The 18,593-nt window shown below is 37.9% G+C and carries 19 protein-coding genes; 6 read left to right on the forward strand and 13 right to left on the reverse strand.

Annotation, left to right across the window (positions count from 1 at the left end; genetic code table 11):
* The first annotated feature begins 89 nt into the window (after positions 1–89).
* Positions 90–1,244 carry an acyl-CoA dehydrogenase family protein gene (locus H4J56_RS01800; RefSeq protein ID WP_070374843.1) on the forward strand — a complete coding sequence of 385 codons (1,155 nt, stop codon included), beginning with the start codon at positions 90–92 and terminating at the stop codon, positions 1,242–1,244.
* Between the two features lie 145 nt (positions 1,245–1,389).
* Complete coding sequence (locus H4J56_RS01805) at positions 1,390–2,238, forward strand: tetratricopeptide repeat protein (RefSeq protein ID WP_310733497.1); 849 nt, start codon at positions 1,390–1,392, stop codon at positions 2,236–2,238.
* Positions 2,239–2,337: 99 nt separating this feature from the next.
* Here H4J56_RS01805 and msrA read toward each other — a convergent pair whose 3' ends face one another.
* On the reverse strand, positions 2,338–2,883 hold the full coding sequence (gene msrA, locus H4J56_RS01810) for a peptide-methionine (S)-S-oxide reductase MsrA (protein ID WP_182241780.1): 546 nt from the start codon (positions 2,881–2,883) through the stop codon (positions 2,338–2,340).
* Positions 2,884–3,046: 163 nt separating this feature from the next.
* Here msrA and H4J56_RS01815 point away from each other — a divergent pair, with 163 nt between their 5' ends.
* Entirely contained in the window at positions 3,047–4,309 is a 1,263-nt protein-coding gene (locus tag H4J56_RS01815) for a HAMP domain-containing sensor histidine kinase (RefSeq protein ID WP_182213213.1), read from the forward strand.
* Complete coding sequence (locus H4J56_RS01820) at positions 4,306–4,878, forward strand: response regulator transcription factor (protein ID WP_182221171.1); 573 nt, start codon at positions 4,306–4,308, stop codon at positions 4,876–4,878. The genes H4J56_RS01815 and H4J56_RS01820 overlap by 4 nt, the downstream gene beginning before the upstream one ends.
* Positions 4,879–4,881: 3 nt before the next feature.
* On the opposite strand, the gene H4J56_RS01825 is transcribed toward H4J56_RS01820, so the two are convergent.
* The gene (locus H4J56_RS01825; protein ID WP_182258778.1) at positions 4,882–6,000 is read right to left on the reverse strand and encodes a DUF3083 family protein; all 1,119 of its coding nucleotides are present in this window, start codon (positions 5,998–6,000) and stop codon (positions 4,882–4,884) included.
* Between the two features lie 127 nt (positions 6,001–6,127).
* On the opposite strand from H4J56_RS01825, the gene H4J56_RS01830 reads away from it, so the two are divergent.
* Both H4J56_RS01830 and rmf read left to right on the forward strand, forming a co-directional pair.
* Complete coding sequence (locus H4J56_RS01830; RefSeq protein WP_070374839.1) at positions 6,128–6,370, forward strand: DUF3820 family protein; 243 nt, start codon at positions 6,128–6,130, stop codon at positions 6,368–6,370.
* 245 nt (positions 6,371–6,615) lie between these two features.
* Positions 6,616–6,792 (forward strand): ribosome modulation factor, encoded by a 177-nt coding sequence (gene rmf, locus H4J56_RS01835; protein ID WP_070374838.1) that lies wholly within the window; start codon positions 6,616–6,618, stop codon positions 6,790–6,792.
* A gap of 75 nt (positions 6,793–6,867) precedes the next feature.
* Here the strand turns inward: rmf and ung are convergent, their stop codons facing one another.
* The 11 genes from ung to H4J56_RS01890 form a co-directional block, all read right to left on the reverse strand.
* Positions 6,868–7,557, reverse strand: coding sequence for a uracil-DNA glycosylase (gene ung, locus H4J56_RS01840; protein WP_182258779.1), 690 nt, complete (start codon positions 7,555–7,557; stop codon positions 6,868–6,870).
* Positions 7,558–7,623: 66 nt separating this feature from the next.
* Entirely contained in the window at positions 7,624–8,919 is a 1,296-nt protein-coding gene (thrC, locus tag H4J56_RS01845; RefSeq protein WP_070374836.1) for a threonine synthase, read from the reverse strand.
* Between the two features lie 39 nt (positions 8,920–8,958).
* Complete coding sequence (gene thrB / locus H4J56_RS01850; protein WP_182213220.1) at positions 8,959–9,906, reverse strand: homoserine kinase; 948 nt, start codon at positions 9,904–9,906, stop codon at positions 8,959–8,961.
* Complete coding sequence (gene thrA / locus H4J56_RS01855) at positions 9,906–12,362, reverse strand: bifunctional aspartate kinase/homoserine dehydrogenase I (RefSeq protein ID WP_182213221.1); 2,457 nt, start codon at positions 12,360–12,362, stop codon at positions 9,906–9,908. The genes thrB and thrA overlap by 1 nt, the downstream gene beginning before the upstream one ends.
* 323 nt (positions 12,363–12,685) lie before the next feature.
* Positions 12,686–13,633 (reverse strand): sensor domain-containing diguanylate cyclase, encoded by a 948-nt coding sequence (locus tag H4J56_RS01860; RefSeq protein WP_182213223.1) that lies wholly within the window; start codon positions 13,631–13,633, stop codon positions 12,686–12,688.
* On the reverse strand, positions 13,634–14,242 hold the full coding sequence (locus H4J56_RS01865) for a chemotaxis protein (RefSeq protein ID WP_070374833.1): 609 nt from the start codon (positions 14,240–14,242) through the stop codon (positions 13,634–13,636).
* A complete protein-coding gene (locus H4J56_RS01870) occupies positions 14,239–14,604 on the reverse strand; it encodes a response regulator (protein ID WP_070374832.1) in 366 nt (121 codons plus the stop codon). The genes H4J56_RS01865 and H4J56_RS01870 overlap by 4 nt, the downstream gene beginning before the upstream one ends.
* Before the next feature lie 526 nt (positions 14,605–15,130).
* On the reverse strand, positions 15,131–15,841 hold the full coding sequence (locus H4J56_RS01875) for a M48 family metallopeptidase (RefSeq protein WP_182258780.1): 711 nt from the start codon (positions 15,839–15,841) through the stop codon (positions 15,131–15,133).
* A 58-nt stretch (positions 15,842–15,899) separates the two neighbouring features.
* Positions 15,900–16,265, reverse strand: coding sequence for a YebG family protein (locus H4J56_RS01880; protein ID WP_070374830.1), 366 nt, complete (start codon positions 16,263–16,265; stop codon positions 15,900–15,902).
* A gap of 176 nt (positions 16,266–16,441) precedes the next feature.
* Positions 16,442–17,857, reverse strand: coding sequence for an ATP-dependent RNA helicase DbpA (gene dbpA / locus H4J56_RS01885; protein ID WP_182213229.1), 1,416 nt, complete (start codon positions 17,855–17,857; stop codon positions 16,442–16,444).
* A 21-nt stretch (positions 17,858–17,878) separates the two neighbouring features.
* Entirely contained in the window at positions 17,879–18,577 is a 699-nt protein-coding gene (locus H4J56_RS01890; protein ID WP_182221166.1) for an alpha/beta fold hydrolase, read from the reverse strand.
* Between the last annotated feature and the right edge of the window lie 16 nt (positions 18,578–18,593).

Genomic DNA, 18,593 nt, shown 5'->3' on the forward strand with positions numbered 1-18,593 from the left:
TAATAATAAATTTAAATATGCGATTTAATTTTTAAATACGCATCTAAATACAAATAAATACAAATTTAATATATAAAAGTGAGTAACGAATGAATTTATCATTAACCGAAGAACAGATGATGATTCAAGATATGGCAAAAAAATTCGCTGAAAGCGAATTAGCTCCTGTAGCGGCCGAACTTGATGAAACCCAAGATCAAACACTTTTCCTCAACAACCTTGCGCAGTTAACTGAACTGGGTTTTATGGGCTTAAATATTAAAGCAGAATATGGTGGCGTTGAAGCAGGCACGGTTGCTTTTAGCTTAGCGATAACAGAAATAGCACGCGCATGTGCAGCAACCGCAGTAACAACATCAGTGACAAATATGGTTGCTGAAGTTATTCAAGCGGTTGGTAATGAAGAGCAAAAGCAAAAATATTTACCTAAAATATGTAGTGGTGAATATAAAGCAGGTGCTTTTTGTTTAACAGAGAATGACGCCGGTTCAGATCCTGCTGGCATGAAGACCTCTGCGGTACTCGACGGTGATGCATACGTACTCAATGGCAGCAAACTCTATATTACCAGTGCCAGCTTTGCTGACATCTTTGTTGTTTGGGCGGTAACGGACGCGACCGCTCGAAAAGGTAAGGGTATTTCATGTTTCTTAGTGGAAGCAAATACACCAGGTATTACGGTCAGTAAACCAGAAGAAAAAATGGGGCAAAAAGCATCACCTACTAATGAAGTGAGCTTTAGTAATTGTCGGATACCTGCTAGTGCCATGATGGGCAAAGAAAATAAAGGCTTTGGCGTTGCTGTCGGCGAACTTGCGGGCGGTCGAATTGGTATTGGTTCATTAGCGCTAGGCATTGGTTTAGCCGCCATGGATTACGCTCGTGCTTTTATCACTGAACGTAAGCAGTTTGGCCAAGCATTATCAAACTTCCAAGGTTTACAATGGAAACTTGCCGAACGTTACACAGATTTAGAGGCAGCCCGTTTATTGTTAATGCAAGCTGCTTATACTAAAGAACAAGGGTTACCCTTTGGTAAAGCCGCTTCTATGGCGAAGTTATTTGCCGCAGAAAAAGCGAATACTGCTTGTTATGACGCTTTGCAATTAATGGGCGGTGCCGGCTATATTAAAGAATATCCGCTTGAGCGCATGGCTCGCGACGTACGTATTACCACTATTTATGAAGGCACCAGCGAGATCCAAAAAATCATTATTGCTCGTGAGTTATTAAACGAAGTCTAATTATTATTAGACTTATATGATACGAAAGCTGAACGTCCCTTTATTGATAGGCGTTCAGCTTTTTGTATTAAGGCACTTGCGCTTTTTATAATTGCCCCAAAATATAGATTATAGACGCTCATCAATAAACTAAATGGAAGTGAATGTGACTACAAATGCCATTGAAATTACCCTAGAAAATTTTCAACAAATTATTTTAGAAGAATCAAAATCGAAGTTAGTCTTAGTTGACTTTTGGGCGGCACAGGTCCCTGAAAGTTTGGAGCTAAAAGATAAGCTAGCCATCGGCTTGCAGGGTTTTGAGCAGTATATATTATACGCCACGGTTGATTGTCAAACTCAGCAACAAATTGCCCAACAATTTGGTATTCAAGGTTTACCTACGGCGATTTTAGTGAAAGATGGCCAACCACTTGATGGTTTAACTGGACCACAAGATGACGACAATATAAAAGAATTTTTAGCGAATCATTTACCTAAAGAAGAAGACTTATTACTCATTCAGGCGCAAAAGTTATTAGCTGATAATAATATTAATGATGCCTTCACGGTCATTAATAGTGCTTATCAACTTAATAGTGAACGTGCCGACATTAAATTAATGATGGCAGATGTTTATTTACAAACGGGTAAAATAAGCGAAGCAGAATCTTTATTAACCACTATTTTAATGGTTGACCAAGACAGTCACTATCAAGCGCTTATCGCTAAACTTGAGCTTGCCAGTCAAGCCGCCGACTCACCAGAAATTAAAGCACTAGAAGCACAGTTAGTGGACGACGTTGACAACATTGCTTTACAACATCAACTTGTTGCGCAATACAGCCAAGTCAACCGACATGAAGAAGCGTTGACGTTACTGTTTCGTTTAATGCAAAAAGATAGTAGTGATGCGGCGAGCAAAGATCTTTATCTTGATGTGTTAAAGGCTTTACCTGATGGCGATCCATTAGCCAATAAATTTCGCAGAAAACTGTATACCTTAATGTATTAAATCAGTACTGGCAGTAGATGCGTGACACTGATTATTTCAGTGTTACGCACTTTGTGAAAGGTGAGGTTTAATTCTCAAGCTGACGATATTGCTTTAAGTCTATGATGATTTTAATTTATCCACGAACGTTTTTCTAAATTTTGCGAGCTTAGGCGAAACAATCGCCTGACAGTAAGGATTACCAGGATTATTATTGAAATAGTCTTGATGAACATCTTCACCAGAAAAGAACTCTGACGCTTGAGTTACTTCGGTCACAACCGCTGAGCTATACATATTGCTGGCGTCGACTTCTTTAATAATATCTTCAGCAATTTGCTGTTGTTCTTTGTTGTGATAAAAAATCCCTGAGCGATACTGGGTTCCTATATCGTTACCTTGACGATTTAATTGGCTGGCATCGTGTAGCGTGAAAAACACTTCTAATATTTCACGAGAAGTGATCGCTGCGCTATCAAAAGTTAACTGCACGACTTCTGCATGGCCGGTTTGACCTGAGCAAACGTCTTCATAAGTTGCTAACGCTGCGCTACCGCCCATATAACCTGATACGGCAGATTTAATGCCGATTAATTGGTTGTATGCACCTTCAATACACCAAAAGCAACCGCCTGCCAGGGTGATTTTTTCTTCATGTGATGACATTAAAATAAACCTTAATAAATTTGATTAAAATAACTGTATAACAATAGACGTTTAGATGTCTATATGTTTTTATCTGAAATTTAAAATAAACTGTTTTTGATCAGTTAAAATTATAAAAATTAGCGTAACATCAACAAATACGATTAACCAATATAAAAATATTATGTCTTTATTTTTTAGAAAGTTTAACCAAGTTCGCACCGTTCTTTTATTGCGCAGTGCAGCAATTATTATTCAGCTGATATTAATACTTTTTGTTAATGGCGTTTTAAACTATCAGCTGCCTTGGTTACCGCTCATTATTGTTATTTCAATTGAAGCTTTATTTACGTTAGTCAGCTATTTATATTATAAATCTGGGAAAGAAGCCGATAAGCTCGCCTTACTTGGGCAGATTTGCGCTGATATCTTATTTCTCTCACTTATTTTGTATTTTAGCGGCGGAGCAACTAATGCTTTTGTCTCGTTATTACTTATTCCTATTGCTATTGCTGCTGTGACGTTAACACCGCTGTTACTTGGAAGTGTGGCACTATTAGCGATTGCTTCATACAGTGTTTTATTGTGGTTATTACCCATGTCAGTAATGCATGGCAATATGCAAAGCCACTTTATTGGTATGTGGATCAATTTTCTTTTTTCTAGCATTGTTGTTGCAACCGTTGTTGGCCAAATGGCACGAAGAATTTCTCAAAAAGAACAGGCAATAGCTGCTTTTCGGGAAGAGCAATTAAAGCAAGAAAAAATTATGTCATTAGGGGTCGCTTCTGCGCAAATAACTCATCAGCTCGCTACTCCGATAGCAACTGTACAGCTGCTTGTCGATGAACTCAGTGAAGAGCTACCAGAGCACCCTGCGATTGTTGACCTACAAGGACAGTTATTACGTTGTAGTAGAAGTTTAGCTGAGTTTCGTAAAATGGTTTTCGAGATTAAAGAGCAAAAGTCAAAAGAGGTACTTTGTGCTGATATTGTGCAAGAAATGCGTGATCATATTAACTTAAATTATCCTGATGTTAGGGTGAACTTTTTGTCTGAGACGCACCAATCAATACTCAGTGAAAACGCTAAAGTATTGGCTGATGCTTCATTATTGCCAGCGATTTTAAATTTAGTTAATAATGCGATTCGAGCCACTAAAGCCAGCGGTAGTGATAAAATTGAGTTATCTAGCTTGTTTGATGAAAAAAATTGGCAACTCAGTATTCGTGATTTTGGTTGTGGTTTTACCCAGTTAACACTAAGTGAGTTAGGCGTTAAACCCGTAAACAGCAAGCAAGGATTAGGTATGGCGGTATTTTTGAGTCATGCAAGTTTAGAGCGATTAGGTGTGACACTTACCTTAACCAATCACGTTGCCGGTGGCGCATTAGTAACGTTGAAGTTACCGTTAGTGGTTAATGATATGCAGGAAAAAAGTGAATGAAATTATTAATTGTTGAAGATGACAGTACCTTTGCTAATACGCTTAAAAGGCGTATGGAAAAACATGGCTACAGCTGTTGGTTGGCCGATAATATTAACGATGCATTATTAACCTGTCATCGTCAATTACCTGAATTCATATTGCTCGATATGAAACTCCATCATGAAAGTGGCTTAAATTTGATTAATCCGATGAGGAAGCTATTGCCAAAGAGTCGTATTATTTTGTTAACCGGTTTTGCCAGTATCGCTACTGCCGTTGACGCAATAAAGCTTGGCGCAGATGATTACTTAACCAAGCCGGTCGATACACAGACTTTATTATCGGCTTTAGCTAAAAACGCTAACAGTTCGTCGCTAAAAAAATCAACATTGGCTGCAAATTCAGCAACAAACATTATAAATGAGCCAACGTTGTCAACCGAGCAGGTTGAATGGGAGTATATTCAACAAGTCTTAAAATTTAATAATGGTAATGTTTCAGCAACGGCTCGTCAGCTTTCAATGCACCGCAGAACGCTACAACGCAAGCTACAGAAAAAACCAACCGTTAATGGCGAAGTTGATTAAAGATTAGTTTTCAAGATTATAAGCAATATGCTGGTGAAACCTTAACGTTAATTCATCTTTATTAATGGGGATTTCGAGTTCTGTCGCTAATAAACGCATTGCCTGTTCTATTTGGTTAATAAACTTGCCATAGCCGCTGTGCTGGGAGTCTTCTGCGGTAGCCACGAAGATAAGTTGTACGTTATCAACTAACTCATCGGCTTTCCATTTACTCACCAAGCCACAGGGACTCTGTTTAGGGTTATAACCTAACATTTGTAACTCACCCATCTTAGAAATTATTTCATGCAAACTATGTCGGACAATGGGGACTAAACCATTAGCGATTAACGCCCCATTATTTAAATTAAAGCGCTTAGCCACCAGTGAAAAAGTATCAGTTAAATAAGTATAAAGCGGATTGTATGGATCTTTAGAATTGGCATCAATGTCGACTAAACCCAATAAACGATTATCAATCGTTAGATTAATTACCGCATAACTTATTGCCGATGCGTTCGGTGTTATAACAACGTTTTGTGATTTATAGCGTTCATCAATCGGCCGTAATTTATGTGCTTGTGTGCCTAAGCAGCCTTTATTTTTAGCAAATAAATCATAGGTAAGATGTTGATGATCACGTAAACGTATCGCTTGGTTAGGTAATTTTGTTTGCTCGATAAAACTATGCAGTAACCGAGTCACTTTTTGATGAAATGCCGCGGCATTAAAACGAATGTCGTCGCCAGAGGCTAAAAACAGCAGGGTGATCTTTTTTGCGCGAATACTGGCATCAAAAAAAGAATTTTGTAATTGATGATTTTGAGGATCGTAATAAAATAAAATTTGCTGGCTGGTTTGCCATTGGTGCATTTCTTGACTGTAGCGAACGCGAACTAATTTATCGTTAGCAATAAATAAGCTACTTTGTATCGCATAGTCATTACTTAGCGTAAATAATAATTGTGATAAACTTTGATAAAAATCATAGTAAGGTTGAGTGCTATGCGTTGAAATATTTGGAGAAATTAACTCTATTAATTCATCGGTAATGGCAAACTCAGCTAAAATATATTGGTTATCTCGCGCATTTGAAGGAATATAAGCTTTGTGCGCCGCACTGCGTTTTCTTATTATAGACATGTTCGTTCCCTGTTTGAAGTTAGTCGATAAACTTAGGATGATTATAAATAGACCTTGTGACACTTTTATGATGTTAAAAGGTTTTGAGTTATTATCCCGACAAGAAAATTTAATAAGTAGAGAAACTATGTTTTCAGATCAACAAGCTTTGCTCGATGCTGTAAATCAAATAATGCCTTTTGGAAAATATGCAGGTAGACCCTTACTAAAATTGCCAGAGCCTTACTTAGTGTGGTTCAAATCAAAAGGTTTTCCTGAAGGTAAGCTAGGACAGCAACTTGAATTAATTTACGAAATAAAACTCAATGGTCTTGAAGGCATGTTAGAACCACTGTTACGCTCAAGTCGCTTAGGTATTCCACAACATTAAAATAATTTTTTATATAAAAATAACTTTTAATAATCATAGGTAATAACGCTTGTTGCTAACAAATTGTTTTATTTATTTAATCTTATAATTAGGATTTCTCAGCTCTCAATCATTAACTGTCGAACACTTTTTAATCGTAATTTTACTTGATTTAGCCTCTTGCTTATTCTTAACTGAATTGTCGACTGCTGTTTTATTCGACAAGTATTAATAAGTATCACCAAGACAATGATGGAGAGTTATCGATGCAAACAAAGAAAAGAGATCGTCTAGGCAGAGCACATTCCAATGGTTATAAAGCAGGCCTCACCGGAAAAACAAAAGAAAAATGTCCTTATCAAAATACGGATGCAAAATCAGAATGGCTAGGGGGTTGGCGTGATGCGTTAACGGATAAAAATCTAGGACTATTCAAGTTATAAGTTAACATCTTATTTTTAATAAAAAGGAGCCCTTTGCTGATGTTTACTAAGGGCTGTATCTTTTTTTAGTTAACCTTATGCTTGTTCAGGCAACTGCCAGTTTATCGGAGTCATATTTTTTGATTGTAACCATTGGTTGGTTTTTGAGAAATGCTGACAGCCAAAAAAACCGCGATATGCCGATAAAGGTGAAGGATGTGGCCCGTTTAATACAAAATGCTTTTCGGTATTAATGTTTTTTCCTTTCTTTTGCGCATGAGCTCCCCAAAGTAAGAATACACAACCGCTACTTTCTTGATTAATGTGCTTTATTACTGCATCAGTAAATGTTTCCCAACCTAACTTAGCATGAGAATGAGCCTGTGCTTGTTTGACGGTTAAAACCGTATTCAGTAATAGCACCCCTTTCTCTGCCCACTGCGTTAAGCAACCGTGGCTTGGCTTATTAAAGTCAGCAAACTCATTAACAAGCTCTTTATAAATATTGACTAATGAAGGTGGGACTTTAATGCCGGGTTGCACAGAAAAAGCGAGTCCGTGAGCTTGATCTTCACCGTGGTAGGGATCTTGCCCTAAAATAACCACTTTAGTGTCTTTAATATCTTGATAACAAAAAGCATTAAAAATATCGTTTTGCGCAGGAAAGATAACTTCGCCCTTTGCTCGTTGTTGAGAAATTACTTGGTTTAGTTCGATGAAATATGGCTTGGCTTGTTCTTGATTAAAAAGTTGTTGCCATTGCGGCTTAATATTTTGATTTATCATGAGGTATAAAAATGGCCGTTAATCTAAATTAACGACCATTATAAACGTGTTTTTAACTGAACGAAATTAGTGATCGTTTAATAATAAATAATCACGTAAGTCGCTAAAGTTAGCGGCCATATCTTTTGATAAAATGGTTTCGCTGGCGCAGTCAGCAAGCTCTTTTGGTAGACCGATTGGTTGTCCTAAAATACTTTCAACCACCTCTTTGAATTTTGCTGGGTGTGCGGTGCCTAAAAACACACCAAATTCACCTTCATCTGCATTGTACTGTAACGCTTTATAGGCAACGGCTGCATGTGGTTCACTGATGTAACCCAGCTTGGCTAACTGTAAAACAGTTGACTGTGTTTGTTCTTCATCAATTGAAACTGAACTAATACAATCGCTAGGAACTATGCCAGACTTTAGCATATGTTCAACGCGAGGCCAGTTGTTAGGATCGCTAACATCCATAGCATTTGAAATTGTCGCTACAGTAGCATTAGGCGTCCACTCACCTGTTTTTAGGTAACGAGGCACAGTATCGTTGGCATTTGTTGCCGCAATAAATCTTTTTATCGGTAAACCGAGTGCTTTAGCAAATAAACCAGCGGTTAAGTTACCAAAGTTACCACTGGGAATCGATACCACAACATCGTTTAATTCGCTTTTACACTTTTGACGAGATAACTGTGCAAACCCTTCAAAGTAGTAACATACCTGAGCTAATAAGCGGCTGATATTTATTGAGTTAGCTGAATTTAAACCTATAGTAGTAGCTAGCTCTCTATCATCGAATGACTTTTTAACTAACGCCTGACAATCATCAAAACTCCCGTCAATAGCGAGTGTTTCAATATTGCCGCCTAAGGTCGTAAACATTTTTTCTTGTAGCAGGCTGATTTTTCCTTTCGGATATAAGATCACCACACGAATATTTTCAATGTTATGAAAAGCATGAGCAACCGCCGCGCCTGTGTCACCTGAGGTCGCCGTTAATATAGTGATCTTTTTATCTTTGCTAAAAACTTGCAAACATTTAGCCATAAAACGCGCGCCAAAATCTTTAAAGGCGAGTGTTGGACCATGAAAAAGCTCTAATATAGCTCTGTCTTTATTGATGGGTTGAATTTGTGCTGGAAAGTTAAAAGCACTGGTCACAATCTCAGTTAATTGCGCTTTAGTTAAATCACCTTCTACAAACGGGTAGAGGACATGTACACTTCTTTCAACTAAAGGCATAGCGAGTAATTCATCGATATTATCTAACACTGGGATTGTTTCAGGAAAAAAGAGTCCCTGATTTTTTCCTAGTCCTTGCTTAACCGCACCAGCAAAACTGACTTGTTCATCGTTTTCTTTTAAATTATAAAATTTCACAACATATTCCTAATAAATTTGGTATTTTTAATAAAGTGATTAAGCGGGCAATCTCTCAGCACCCGTTAAGTCAACCTGACAGACATGAACAAAACCTGAGTCTGTTTGTAAATAATTTTTTTGTAACCAAAGCGCGCTATCTTGGGCTTTTTCAAGCGAATCACAGACACAAAATAAGGTAGGCCCTGATCCTGAAATGCCTACAGCTAAATGACCTTGAGCGCTTAAATAGTCTTTAGCTTCGATAAATTTTGGTAACAAGTGCTGACGATAAGGCTCTGCAAGTACATCTTTGAGTACTGAAAATGCTTGTTGTTTATCATTACGGTGGCAAGCATCAACAAAAGTTGCTAAATTTTGTCCGAAAGTAATGGCGTCAGCACGACTGTATTGCTTGGGTAAAACATCGCGCGCAGCTTTCGTTGAGACATTAATACCTGGGTAAGCCATTACGTAGTAGCAATGATCAAATAGGGGCAAACTCTGGCTAATAAGCTGTTTGTCTGGCACCATTAATTGCAAACCACCTAAATAACATGGTGCGACATTGTCGTAATGCAAACTGCCACTTATTTTTGCCTCCATTTGACCCATCATAAATAACAGTGTTTTTTCATCAAAATATTGCTGATAGAATTCATTGAGTGCGACCAGAGCTGCGACTACAGAACAAGCACTTGAGCCCAAACCACTGCCAACCGGCATCTTTTTATCTAGTGTTAGTTGTACTTTTTTAACCGCTTGTTGCGCTTTTTCAAGTGCTAGGTTGTATAGCTCTAGACAATGCCAAACAATATTGTCTGTGGCCTTACCCGGTAGTTTATTGGCAAATTCACCAATCACAATCAGCTTATTCTCTGTGGCTGACTCTATAGTAACTACATCACCTAATAAAGTACCATCAATGGGCTTAACCGCTAGACCTAAAACATCAAAGCCAACGTTTAGGTTGCCTATTGATGCGGGAGCAAAAACAGATATAGTCATTAGTGCTGTTGCTCCCATGCTAATGTTCTTAATAGATCACCAAACACACCGGCGGCGGTAACCGCAGCACCTGCGCCATAACCGCGTAATACAAACGGTAGTGGTTGGTAATAACGGCTATGTATTGCTAACGCATTTTCACCATCTTTAACACTATAAAGTGGATGATCATTGGCAACAGCTTCAATGGCAACTTTACATTTTCCATCAACTATATTGCCGATATAACGTAAAACTTTACCTTCAGCTTTTGCGACTTTTACTCGTTGAGAAAATTCATCATCTATTTTCGCTAAGTTCTTCATAAATTCACTGACATCACCACTCGCATCAAAGTTTGCAGGTAACACTGACTCTATAGAGATATCTGATAACTCAAGCGGTATTCCTGCTTCACGCGCCATGATTAACAATTTACGCGCTACGTCCATACCGCTTAAATCGTCACGAGGGTCAGGCTCGGTAAAGCCATTTTCTTTGGCGATAGCGGTGGCTTGAGAAACGGTCATACCTTCTTCTAGTTTTCCAAACATATAGGAAAGTGAACCAGACAATATCCCTTCAAAACGTACTAATTCATCACCCGCTTTTAGCAAGCTTTGTAAGGTATCAATTACGGGTAAGCCAGCACCAACTGTTGTTTCATATAAGAAGCGACGGTTAGACTTCTGTGCTGCACTGCGCAACGCTTGATAGTATTGCCAAGAGTCAGTATTGGCTTTTTTATTTGGCGTTACAATATTAAAACCCTCTTCAAGGTACTCTACATAGCTCATCGCTAAAGACTCACTAGATGTTGAGTCGACTAATACCGGATTAATCAGATGATTCTCGCGGACAAAAGCCTTGATGTTTTCAACATTTACTGGAACAGCGTCACTTTTCATTTCTGCTTGCCAGTTATCTAAATCAATACCTTCAGTATTAAAAACCATACCTTTACTGTTAGCAATACCATACACCTTTAAAGAAATATTTTGCTTTTTAAGCTTAGGTTGTTGACGAGCAATTTGCGCAAGAAGCTCGCTACCAACGACACCACAGCCAACAAGGAATACATCAATCGTGGGTTTGTGGGTGAAGAAATTTTGATGACTGACTTTCATTGCATCAGTACATTTACGTTTTTCTACCACAACAGAAATACTACGCTCTGACGAATCTTGGGCAATAGCGATGACATTGACACGCGCTTGGGCTAATGAACTGAAAAACTTAGCAGCAACTCCTTGTTGATGATGCATACCGTCACCAACCAGAGAAATAATCGATAATTCATGTTGTAACTTCAACGGTTCAAGTAAACCATTGAGTAACTCTAGTTCGAACTCTTGTTGTAAGCTTAGTTCGGCTAATTCAGCATCGCTGGTGTGAATACAAAAACTGATACAGTATTCGCTGGAAGACTGGCTAATTAAGACTAAAGAAATTTTTTCTTGACTCATAGTGGCAAATACACGACTGGCCATGCCAACCATGCCTTTCATGCCCGGTCCTGATACATTGACCATGGTTAAATCATCAAGATTAGATATCGCTTTAACTTTTTTAGTTTGATCATCCTCGTTAGATATTAAGGTTCCTGGCGCAGCAGGATTACCGGTATTTTTAATCAAACAAGGAATATGAAATTGAGCGATGGGGCCAATCGTTTTTGGGTGTAGCACGCTAGCACCAAAATATGAAAGCTCCATCGCTTCTTGATACGACAAATAATCAAGTAATTTTGCTTCCTTTATTAGACGAGGATCTGCGTTAAACACACCATCAACATCCGTCCATATTTCACAACACTCAGCTTGAGCACAAACCGCGAGAACAGCGGCAGAGTAATCAGAACCATTGCGGCCAAGCGTTGTTACTTGTCCTTGTTTGTTAACACCGATGAAACCCGGCATTAAGGCAACTTTATTGAGATTGTTGTAATGGTTTTCGAAGTTTTCTTTTGATAAGACTAAATCAGCGACTGCATTAAGAGACGCATCGTTGGTGATTAAAAATTTTTCTGGTTCAATAACAGACGTTTTAATACTTTGTGCGTTCAACACAGATTCGAGCAAGGCAACACTTAAACGCTCACCTATGCTGATAATTATAGCGCGGATATGATCCGGGCAATAAGACAACATAGTCGCACCCTGTAGATAACGTGAAAGCTTATGCTCCCAGTTTATAAGGACTTGCTCTGCATGTAATGGGCTGAATTTTGGTAAACTGGCACCAAGATCATCAATAATGGTTATAATAGCTTTTCTGAAGTGTTCTAAATCATTCTGTAATTTTATTTCATCACTAATATTCTCTGCCATAGCCACTAAATGGTTGGTTACGCCTTGTGGGGCGGAAACAACGACGGCAACGGCAGAATCGTTACTTTTGTCAGCTATAATTTTGGCAACTTGCACAAAACGTTCTGCTGACCCTAGAGATGAACCGCCAAACTTTAATACACGCATTTTACTTCCTTTTTATTGTAAATTCTTTGCGAGCCAAAGAACTTGCAATGATTAAAACCTTAAAACAAAAAAAAGCCCGGAACCTAAGGGGTCACGGGCTTTTATTTATGTGTTTTTTACACGTCAGCCGATGACAACCATCCCATTGAGGGTGGTAGTGATAATAATAATGGTAATACGACGGACAAATGTTTTCATGGTTATAAAATGCCTGAGCAGTGTTTTACTGTCAATAGTTATTTATGAATAAAAAGTTATATTTTATTCATAAATAAGCAGTAAGAGGGTTTTATTTGGATAATAAAGCGAATATATTCAGTTTTTTAGGCTGGAATAGTCTCTTTTGCAGCGCAAACTATGTTTCTTCCAGAAGCCTTAGCGTCATATAAGGCAAGGTCTGTGCGGGATATTAAGTCTTCATAACGGGTGTCTGCTTCGGTGATGACTGCAACACCAACACTGGCGGTAACATTTATTTCGACTTCTTGAAAGTTAATGATATTTTTGCTGATCGCAACACGGATCCGCTCAGCAACATCTAAAGCGCCAACAAGATCGGTATTAGGCAGAATAATTGCAAACTCTTCACCGCCATAGCGACCGAATAAGTCACCTAAGCGCAGTAGTTCACTGATCACTTTAGCGGTTTCTATTAATACTATGTCGCCACCTAAATGTCCGTAAGTATCATTAAGTAATTTGAAATGATCTAAATCGAACATAATAAGCGCTAAACCATGCTGATAACGACGTGCGCGCGAAAATTCTTTTTCGAGACACTCTTCCCAATGCTTGCGGTTAAAGACTTGTGTTAAGCCATCGATACGATTGGCCTGTGCAAGCTCTTCAAGTGTTTTGTTTAGCTTACTTTGGTAATGGCATACATCGGTAACATCTTCGATAAGAATACAAACGTGCTCGTTAGCCTCTTTATTTTCAAGCGGCAAAAAGGTACAGTTTTGAGCCATAAAGTGACTGTCTGTCGTCATAGGGCGGGTATGAGGCAATTCAAAAAGGTGATGTCTTTGTTCCCATGAGCAAAAAGACTGGGTTTTTAGTTGAAAGACACTTTCAATTTTTCTTTTGAACCACTTTTCTGGCAGCTCGGGAAAGACAATAAAAATATCTTGTCCGATAACATTTTCAGGCTTTTTGTTAGCATGAATTTGTAAATACCGATTCCAAAATACGATATTGTATTGACTATCTATGATGAGAATACCGGTATTTAATTTGTTGGCAATATCAGGACAAATATCATCAGCAAGCATTTAGAACTCTTCCAAAATTCTGTCAATAACTGTTTTTATATTAATAATTGCTGACTCAGGAATAAACAAAACCATATCGCAATTAAATGAATAGTCAGTAACTTGATAAGTTATTTTAACTTTTAAAGCTAAGTCCCAATTAAATGATTGTTGGGCAAGATGATCGGATATTGCACTTTGTGAACCCGCTAATAAACGCGGCGCACTGTAAGACATTTGATTATCTATTTGTTTAGCAAAAACATTTAAGAAGGTGGTGGTTAAAATAGAGCTTAGGTCGATAATTTGTTCTTCAACAGATAATTCATCAGGCTCATAGCCCAGTAAATCTGCAAGTCGATCAGAATCTTTTGGCTTGTACATAAGCAGTGCTTCACCGCGAATGCCTTCGTAACCAAAGAAGCCTTGACTTACTACCGCAGCAGAATTTTCATCACTGTTTAACGAGTTAAGCAGGCTTAGCGTACTGACTTGTTCAATACTAGGTACTTTTAAATAAACAAAGGTATTTAAGTATCGGGCAAGTTGGTCACTTGCTTGACCCATAGCAACATTAATTATTTCTTGTAAACAATCTTGCTGATCTTCATTTAAGTTGAGGTCGCTCATAAAAAACCATGATTTCTTAGGTTAGTGTTAAGGACTTCTAATTCAACTGGTTTACGTAAAAAAGCTTTGGCACCGAGTTCAAGGACTTTACTTTGCATTTCTGGTTGTATATCGGCTGATATAACAAAAATTGCCGGTGTAATGTTTTCATCTTTTAGGGTTTGGAGTACACCTAAGCCATCTAGAACAGGCATGGTAAGGTCTAGAAATAGAATGTCAAATACTTGACTGCGTAAAAGTTCAACAGCTTCTTGACCATTTTTTGCTAATTGTGCATTAGCTGATAGTTGCTCTGGTAAGCTACGTAAAACTTGTTTACGGGCCATATTAGAGTCATCACAAACAAGAACTGAAAAGCTCATGTAATGGGTAATCCTTTATTTTTTTTATTTTATGGCGTTAATCTACCTTAAATTAGCGGTACTGTTAATTAATAAAGTACAAAATGCTGATTTTTTATGCTTTTAATGAAGATCTCTCTAATAATTGCACAATATAACAACAAGCTAATAATAATACGGTCAAAAATTAGTGATAATTTTACCGTGATACTTTTATTTTTTTACCTAATTAGAAGGTGATTATTAGGTTAATTAACACGATAGACATTATTGTCGAAAGGGTATAAATCGCAATAGCTTTCCAGCTGTATGTTTTGAATTTCATCATTTATCTCTTCATCTATTGATTATAACAATGGCTAATAAATTGTCATATCCTGTGAATTTAAATTAGTATTCAAATACTAAGCGATATTCGTGCCACAATATAATGTAAGTTGAAGAAATTGTTGATAATTTTATTAGTCTAATACTGAGTTGATTTTATCTTCTTTATAAAAAGATTTATTTGTTCGCTCATTTATCCCCTACGAGGATATTATGACCATTAAAGAGTCGGCCATTGTAATTGGTTTTGGTGGGATTTTAACCACGTTTTAGCTGAAGCGTAGTTAGGGTAGTTAAGCGCAACTAATTGCCAAAACTTAGTTGAATGATTCATGTGCTTAAGATGACAAAGCTCGTGAACTATTACATAATCGATAATCCATTTAGGCGTCATGGCTAATAAAGAACTGAAACTCAGTTCACTTCTACTATTACAGCTGCCCCATCTAGACTTATATAATCTGACTTTAAACGATTTGGGTAAAACACCAATTTTTTCCGCATAATGAGATAAGTTTTCATCAATATAAGCATAAGTTTGCTGCTTTAACCAAGCTTCAAGTTGTTGCTTTACATATTTATCTTGGTTCTTTATATCATCAGCTACTTTGATTTTTAATTTACTAGCGAGAGTCGCTATGATGATATCTTGATGAAGCGTTATTTCTGGAAATAGACCATAATGAATATCAAGTGTTTTAAGTTCGCCATTAATAAGCAATTGGCTATCTTTTTGATAATGATTATTTTGAGTTGCAGGTTGTGCGTTTTGCTCGGCAATTTTTCTGTGCAGCCAAAGGCTTTTTGATTTAACAATGTTCGCTATATCATCTTCAGAAACATATTTTGGCGCACGGATTATAATTTTTCCGTGCTTAACTTGTAAGCCAACCGTTTTTCTTTTAACGCTACGAATGAGCTGATATGACAACATAATTCAATATTATCTAGTGTTAAGTAAAGATAAATTCAAACCCGTACAGCGCACTTTATTTACTTGTGCTCGCTTTAGCCTTACGTGGCGCTTTTACTTTTGCTGTTGCTTCAATTTCTGGCGACGAGTCAGTGCTATTTACTGTTTCAACTGGTGCTGTAACGTTCTTTTTAGCAGCAGTCTCTGGCTTAGCTTTCTTAGCTTGCAAAGCAACAAGCACATCTTCACGATTCTTAGCTAGATAAATACAGAGTTCTTCACGCACTTTTTCATCAATATTAAAGCTGCTGGCTTCAAACATCTCGGCTAAGCTGTCAGCCATATCAAGCATTTTGTCATACTCGTCTGCTGCTTTTTTATCCATGAATGTTTCTACCTCCACACCTTGTCTAATGACGACAAATCGACTTTCAACTGCCATTTTTTTTCCCTTATAGGATCAATATTACGCTTGATGGTTTTATCATATACGATTTAAAACCGCTTATACAATCAAAATTAACTGTACAAAACAACAGTATCATACGAGGTTTTCATTAAAATACAATCATTTTATAAAACCTCGTTATTGATAAATACTGTTTTAACCGATAGTAACTATAGTAATCTCACTCTAAATTTACGACCTTTTAACTTGCCATCACTGAGTTTTTTAAAGGCTTGTTTGGCAAACTTTCGACTTACAGCTACATAAGCCCAGTTATCTGATAATTGAATTTTTCCCACTTCGCTAGCTGAAATAGTTTTATCGCCAGTTAGAGCGCCAAGGATATCGCCCGCACGTACTTTTTGCTTTTTACCGCCATCTATTTGTATTGTTGCCATTTTCGGAGAATACACCGAGGCGTTTAATACACTAGCGTCTGGCAGTAATTCACCTTCGATAGTTCGGTCAAGGTAATCTTCTAATAAACCTATTTTGTAGCTTTCTTTTTCACTGAAAAAAGAACAAGCAATACCTGTGCTACCCGCTCGGCCTGTGCGGCCAATACGGTGTACATGAATTTCGCTATCACGAGCGATATGATAATTAAATACTGCATCTAGCGCATCAATGTCTAAACCACGCGCGGCAACATCGGTGGCGACTAAAATTGAAATACTCTTATTGGCAAAGCGAACTAATACTTCGGTACGATCTCTTTGCTCTAAATCGCCATGTAAATCTTGAACATTAAAACCGTAATTACGTAGTTCATTGACAACAATTTGTACGTCTTTTTTGGTGTTACAAAAAACGATGCTTGATTCGGGTTGATGCTTTAATAACAATAAACGGATACCGTCGATACGCTCGCTGTCATTCTCTACCTTATAAAAATGCTGTGATATGGTGCTTTCTTCGTGATTCCCCTCAACGGTTACCTTGGTCGGTGATTGCATTATTTTTTTAGCAATATCGGCAATTTCTGCCGGGTAAGTTGCACTAAATAATAAGGTTTGTCGTTGTTGAGGAATTTGGCTAATAATAAAGTCAACGGAGGCTTGGAAGCCCATTTCTAGCATACGGTCGGCTTCATCGAGCACTAGCATATTCACATCGTCTAATTTCAATGTGCCTTTACCTAAATGATCTTCAATTCTTCCTGGCGTGCCAACAATGATATGAGCACCATGCTCTAAAGAACCGACTTGCGGGCCAAAAGGCATACCGCCACAAAGGGTCAATATTTTTATGTTATGGATGGCACGGGCTAATTTACGAATTTCTTTCGCTACTTGGTCGGCTAATTCACGTGTTGGACAAAGGATCAGTGTTTGAATACGAAAACGTTTTACGTCTAGTTTTTCTAAAACACCTAGGCCAAAGGCAGCGGTTTTACCAGAGCCTGTTTTACCTTGGGCAATAACGTCACCACCGGCAATAATAGTTGGCAAGCTTTGGGCTTGAATGTCGGTCATCTGTTGATAACCCATAGACTCTAAATTTTGAATTAACTCAGGTTTGAGTTGTAAGGTGGAAAAACTAAGCTGGCTCAACGGGAATTCCTTGGCATAAAAATAATACGTCATTTTACCTTGTTTAAATGCTTATTACTCGATAAAAAAACGAATCATATTGCCAGCACACTTTTCTGGTTGTTCAAGCGGTAACATATGGCCGGTGTCGGCAAGTGTTATTAAAGAAATCAGCGGCGATTGCGTTAAAATAGCGGTAATGCGCGTTAACTTAACCAGCGAGTCATTATCACCAATTAAGAACTGAATGGGGATGGCAAGCGTAGGAAGTTTTACTAATAAATTCTCGCGTTGGGTGGTCACTGTTAATTGATGGATAAGTGTATCCTTACCCAACTCAATATCCATTGCTCTAATACAGTTAATGATGCCTTGATTGTTGTGTTTGCTTGCATGCAGCAGGGCAGTTATACGTTTGCTGGTGATGCCTGAGTAACCATGCAATTTAACATAAGCAATCGTGCGGCTGCGCTCTTTTAATTGAGCAGGTGGCAACAAATAAGACATATTAGAAATAAGCAGTAGTTTGTTAATTTTATTAGGATATTTCAGCGCAAAAGCCGACGCGATATATCCCCCTAAAGAAAAACCCGCTAAATTTATTTTTCCTACTGGGAATTTTTGTTCAAGCGCAGTGACTATTTTATCAATACTATTTTCTACGGGGATGGCAATGTGGATAAGCTCCACATTTTCAGGTAAGTAAGTGATGCAAGCCTGCCACAGACGTTGATCGCACATGGTACCCGGTAGGCAATATATTTTAATCGTCATATTGTGTGTTCATAAC

Source organism: Colwellia sp. BRX8-4 (genome assembly GCF_014077345.1).
Taxonomy (GTDB): Bacteria; Pseudomonadota; Gammaproteobacteria; order Enterobacterales; family Alteromonadaceae; genus Colwellia_A.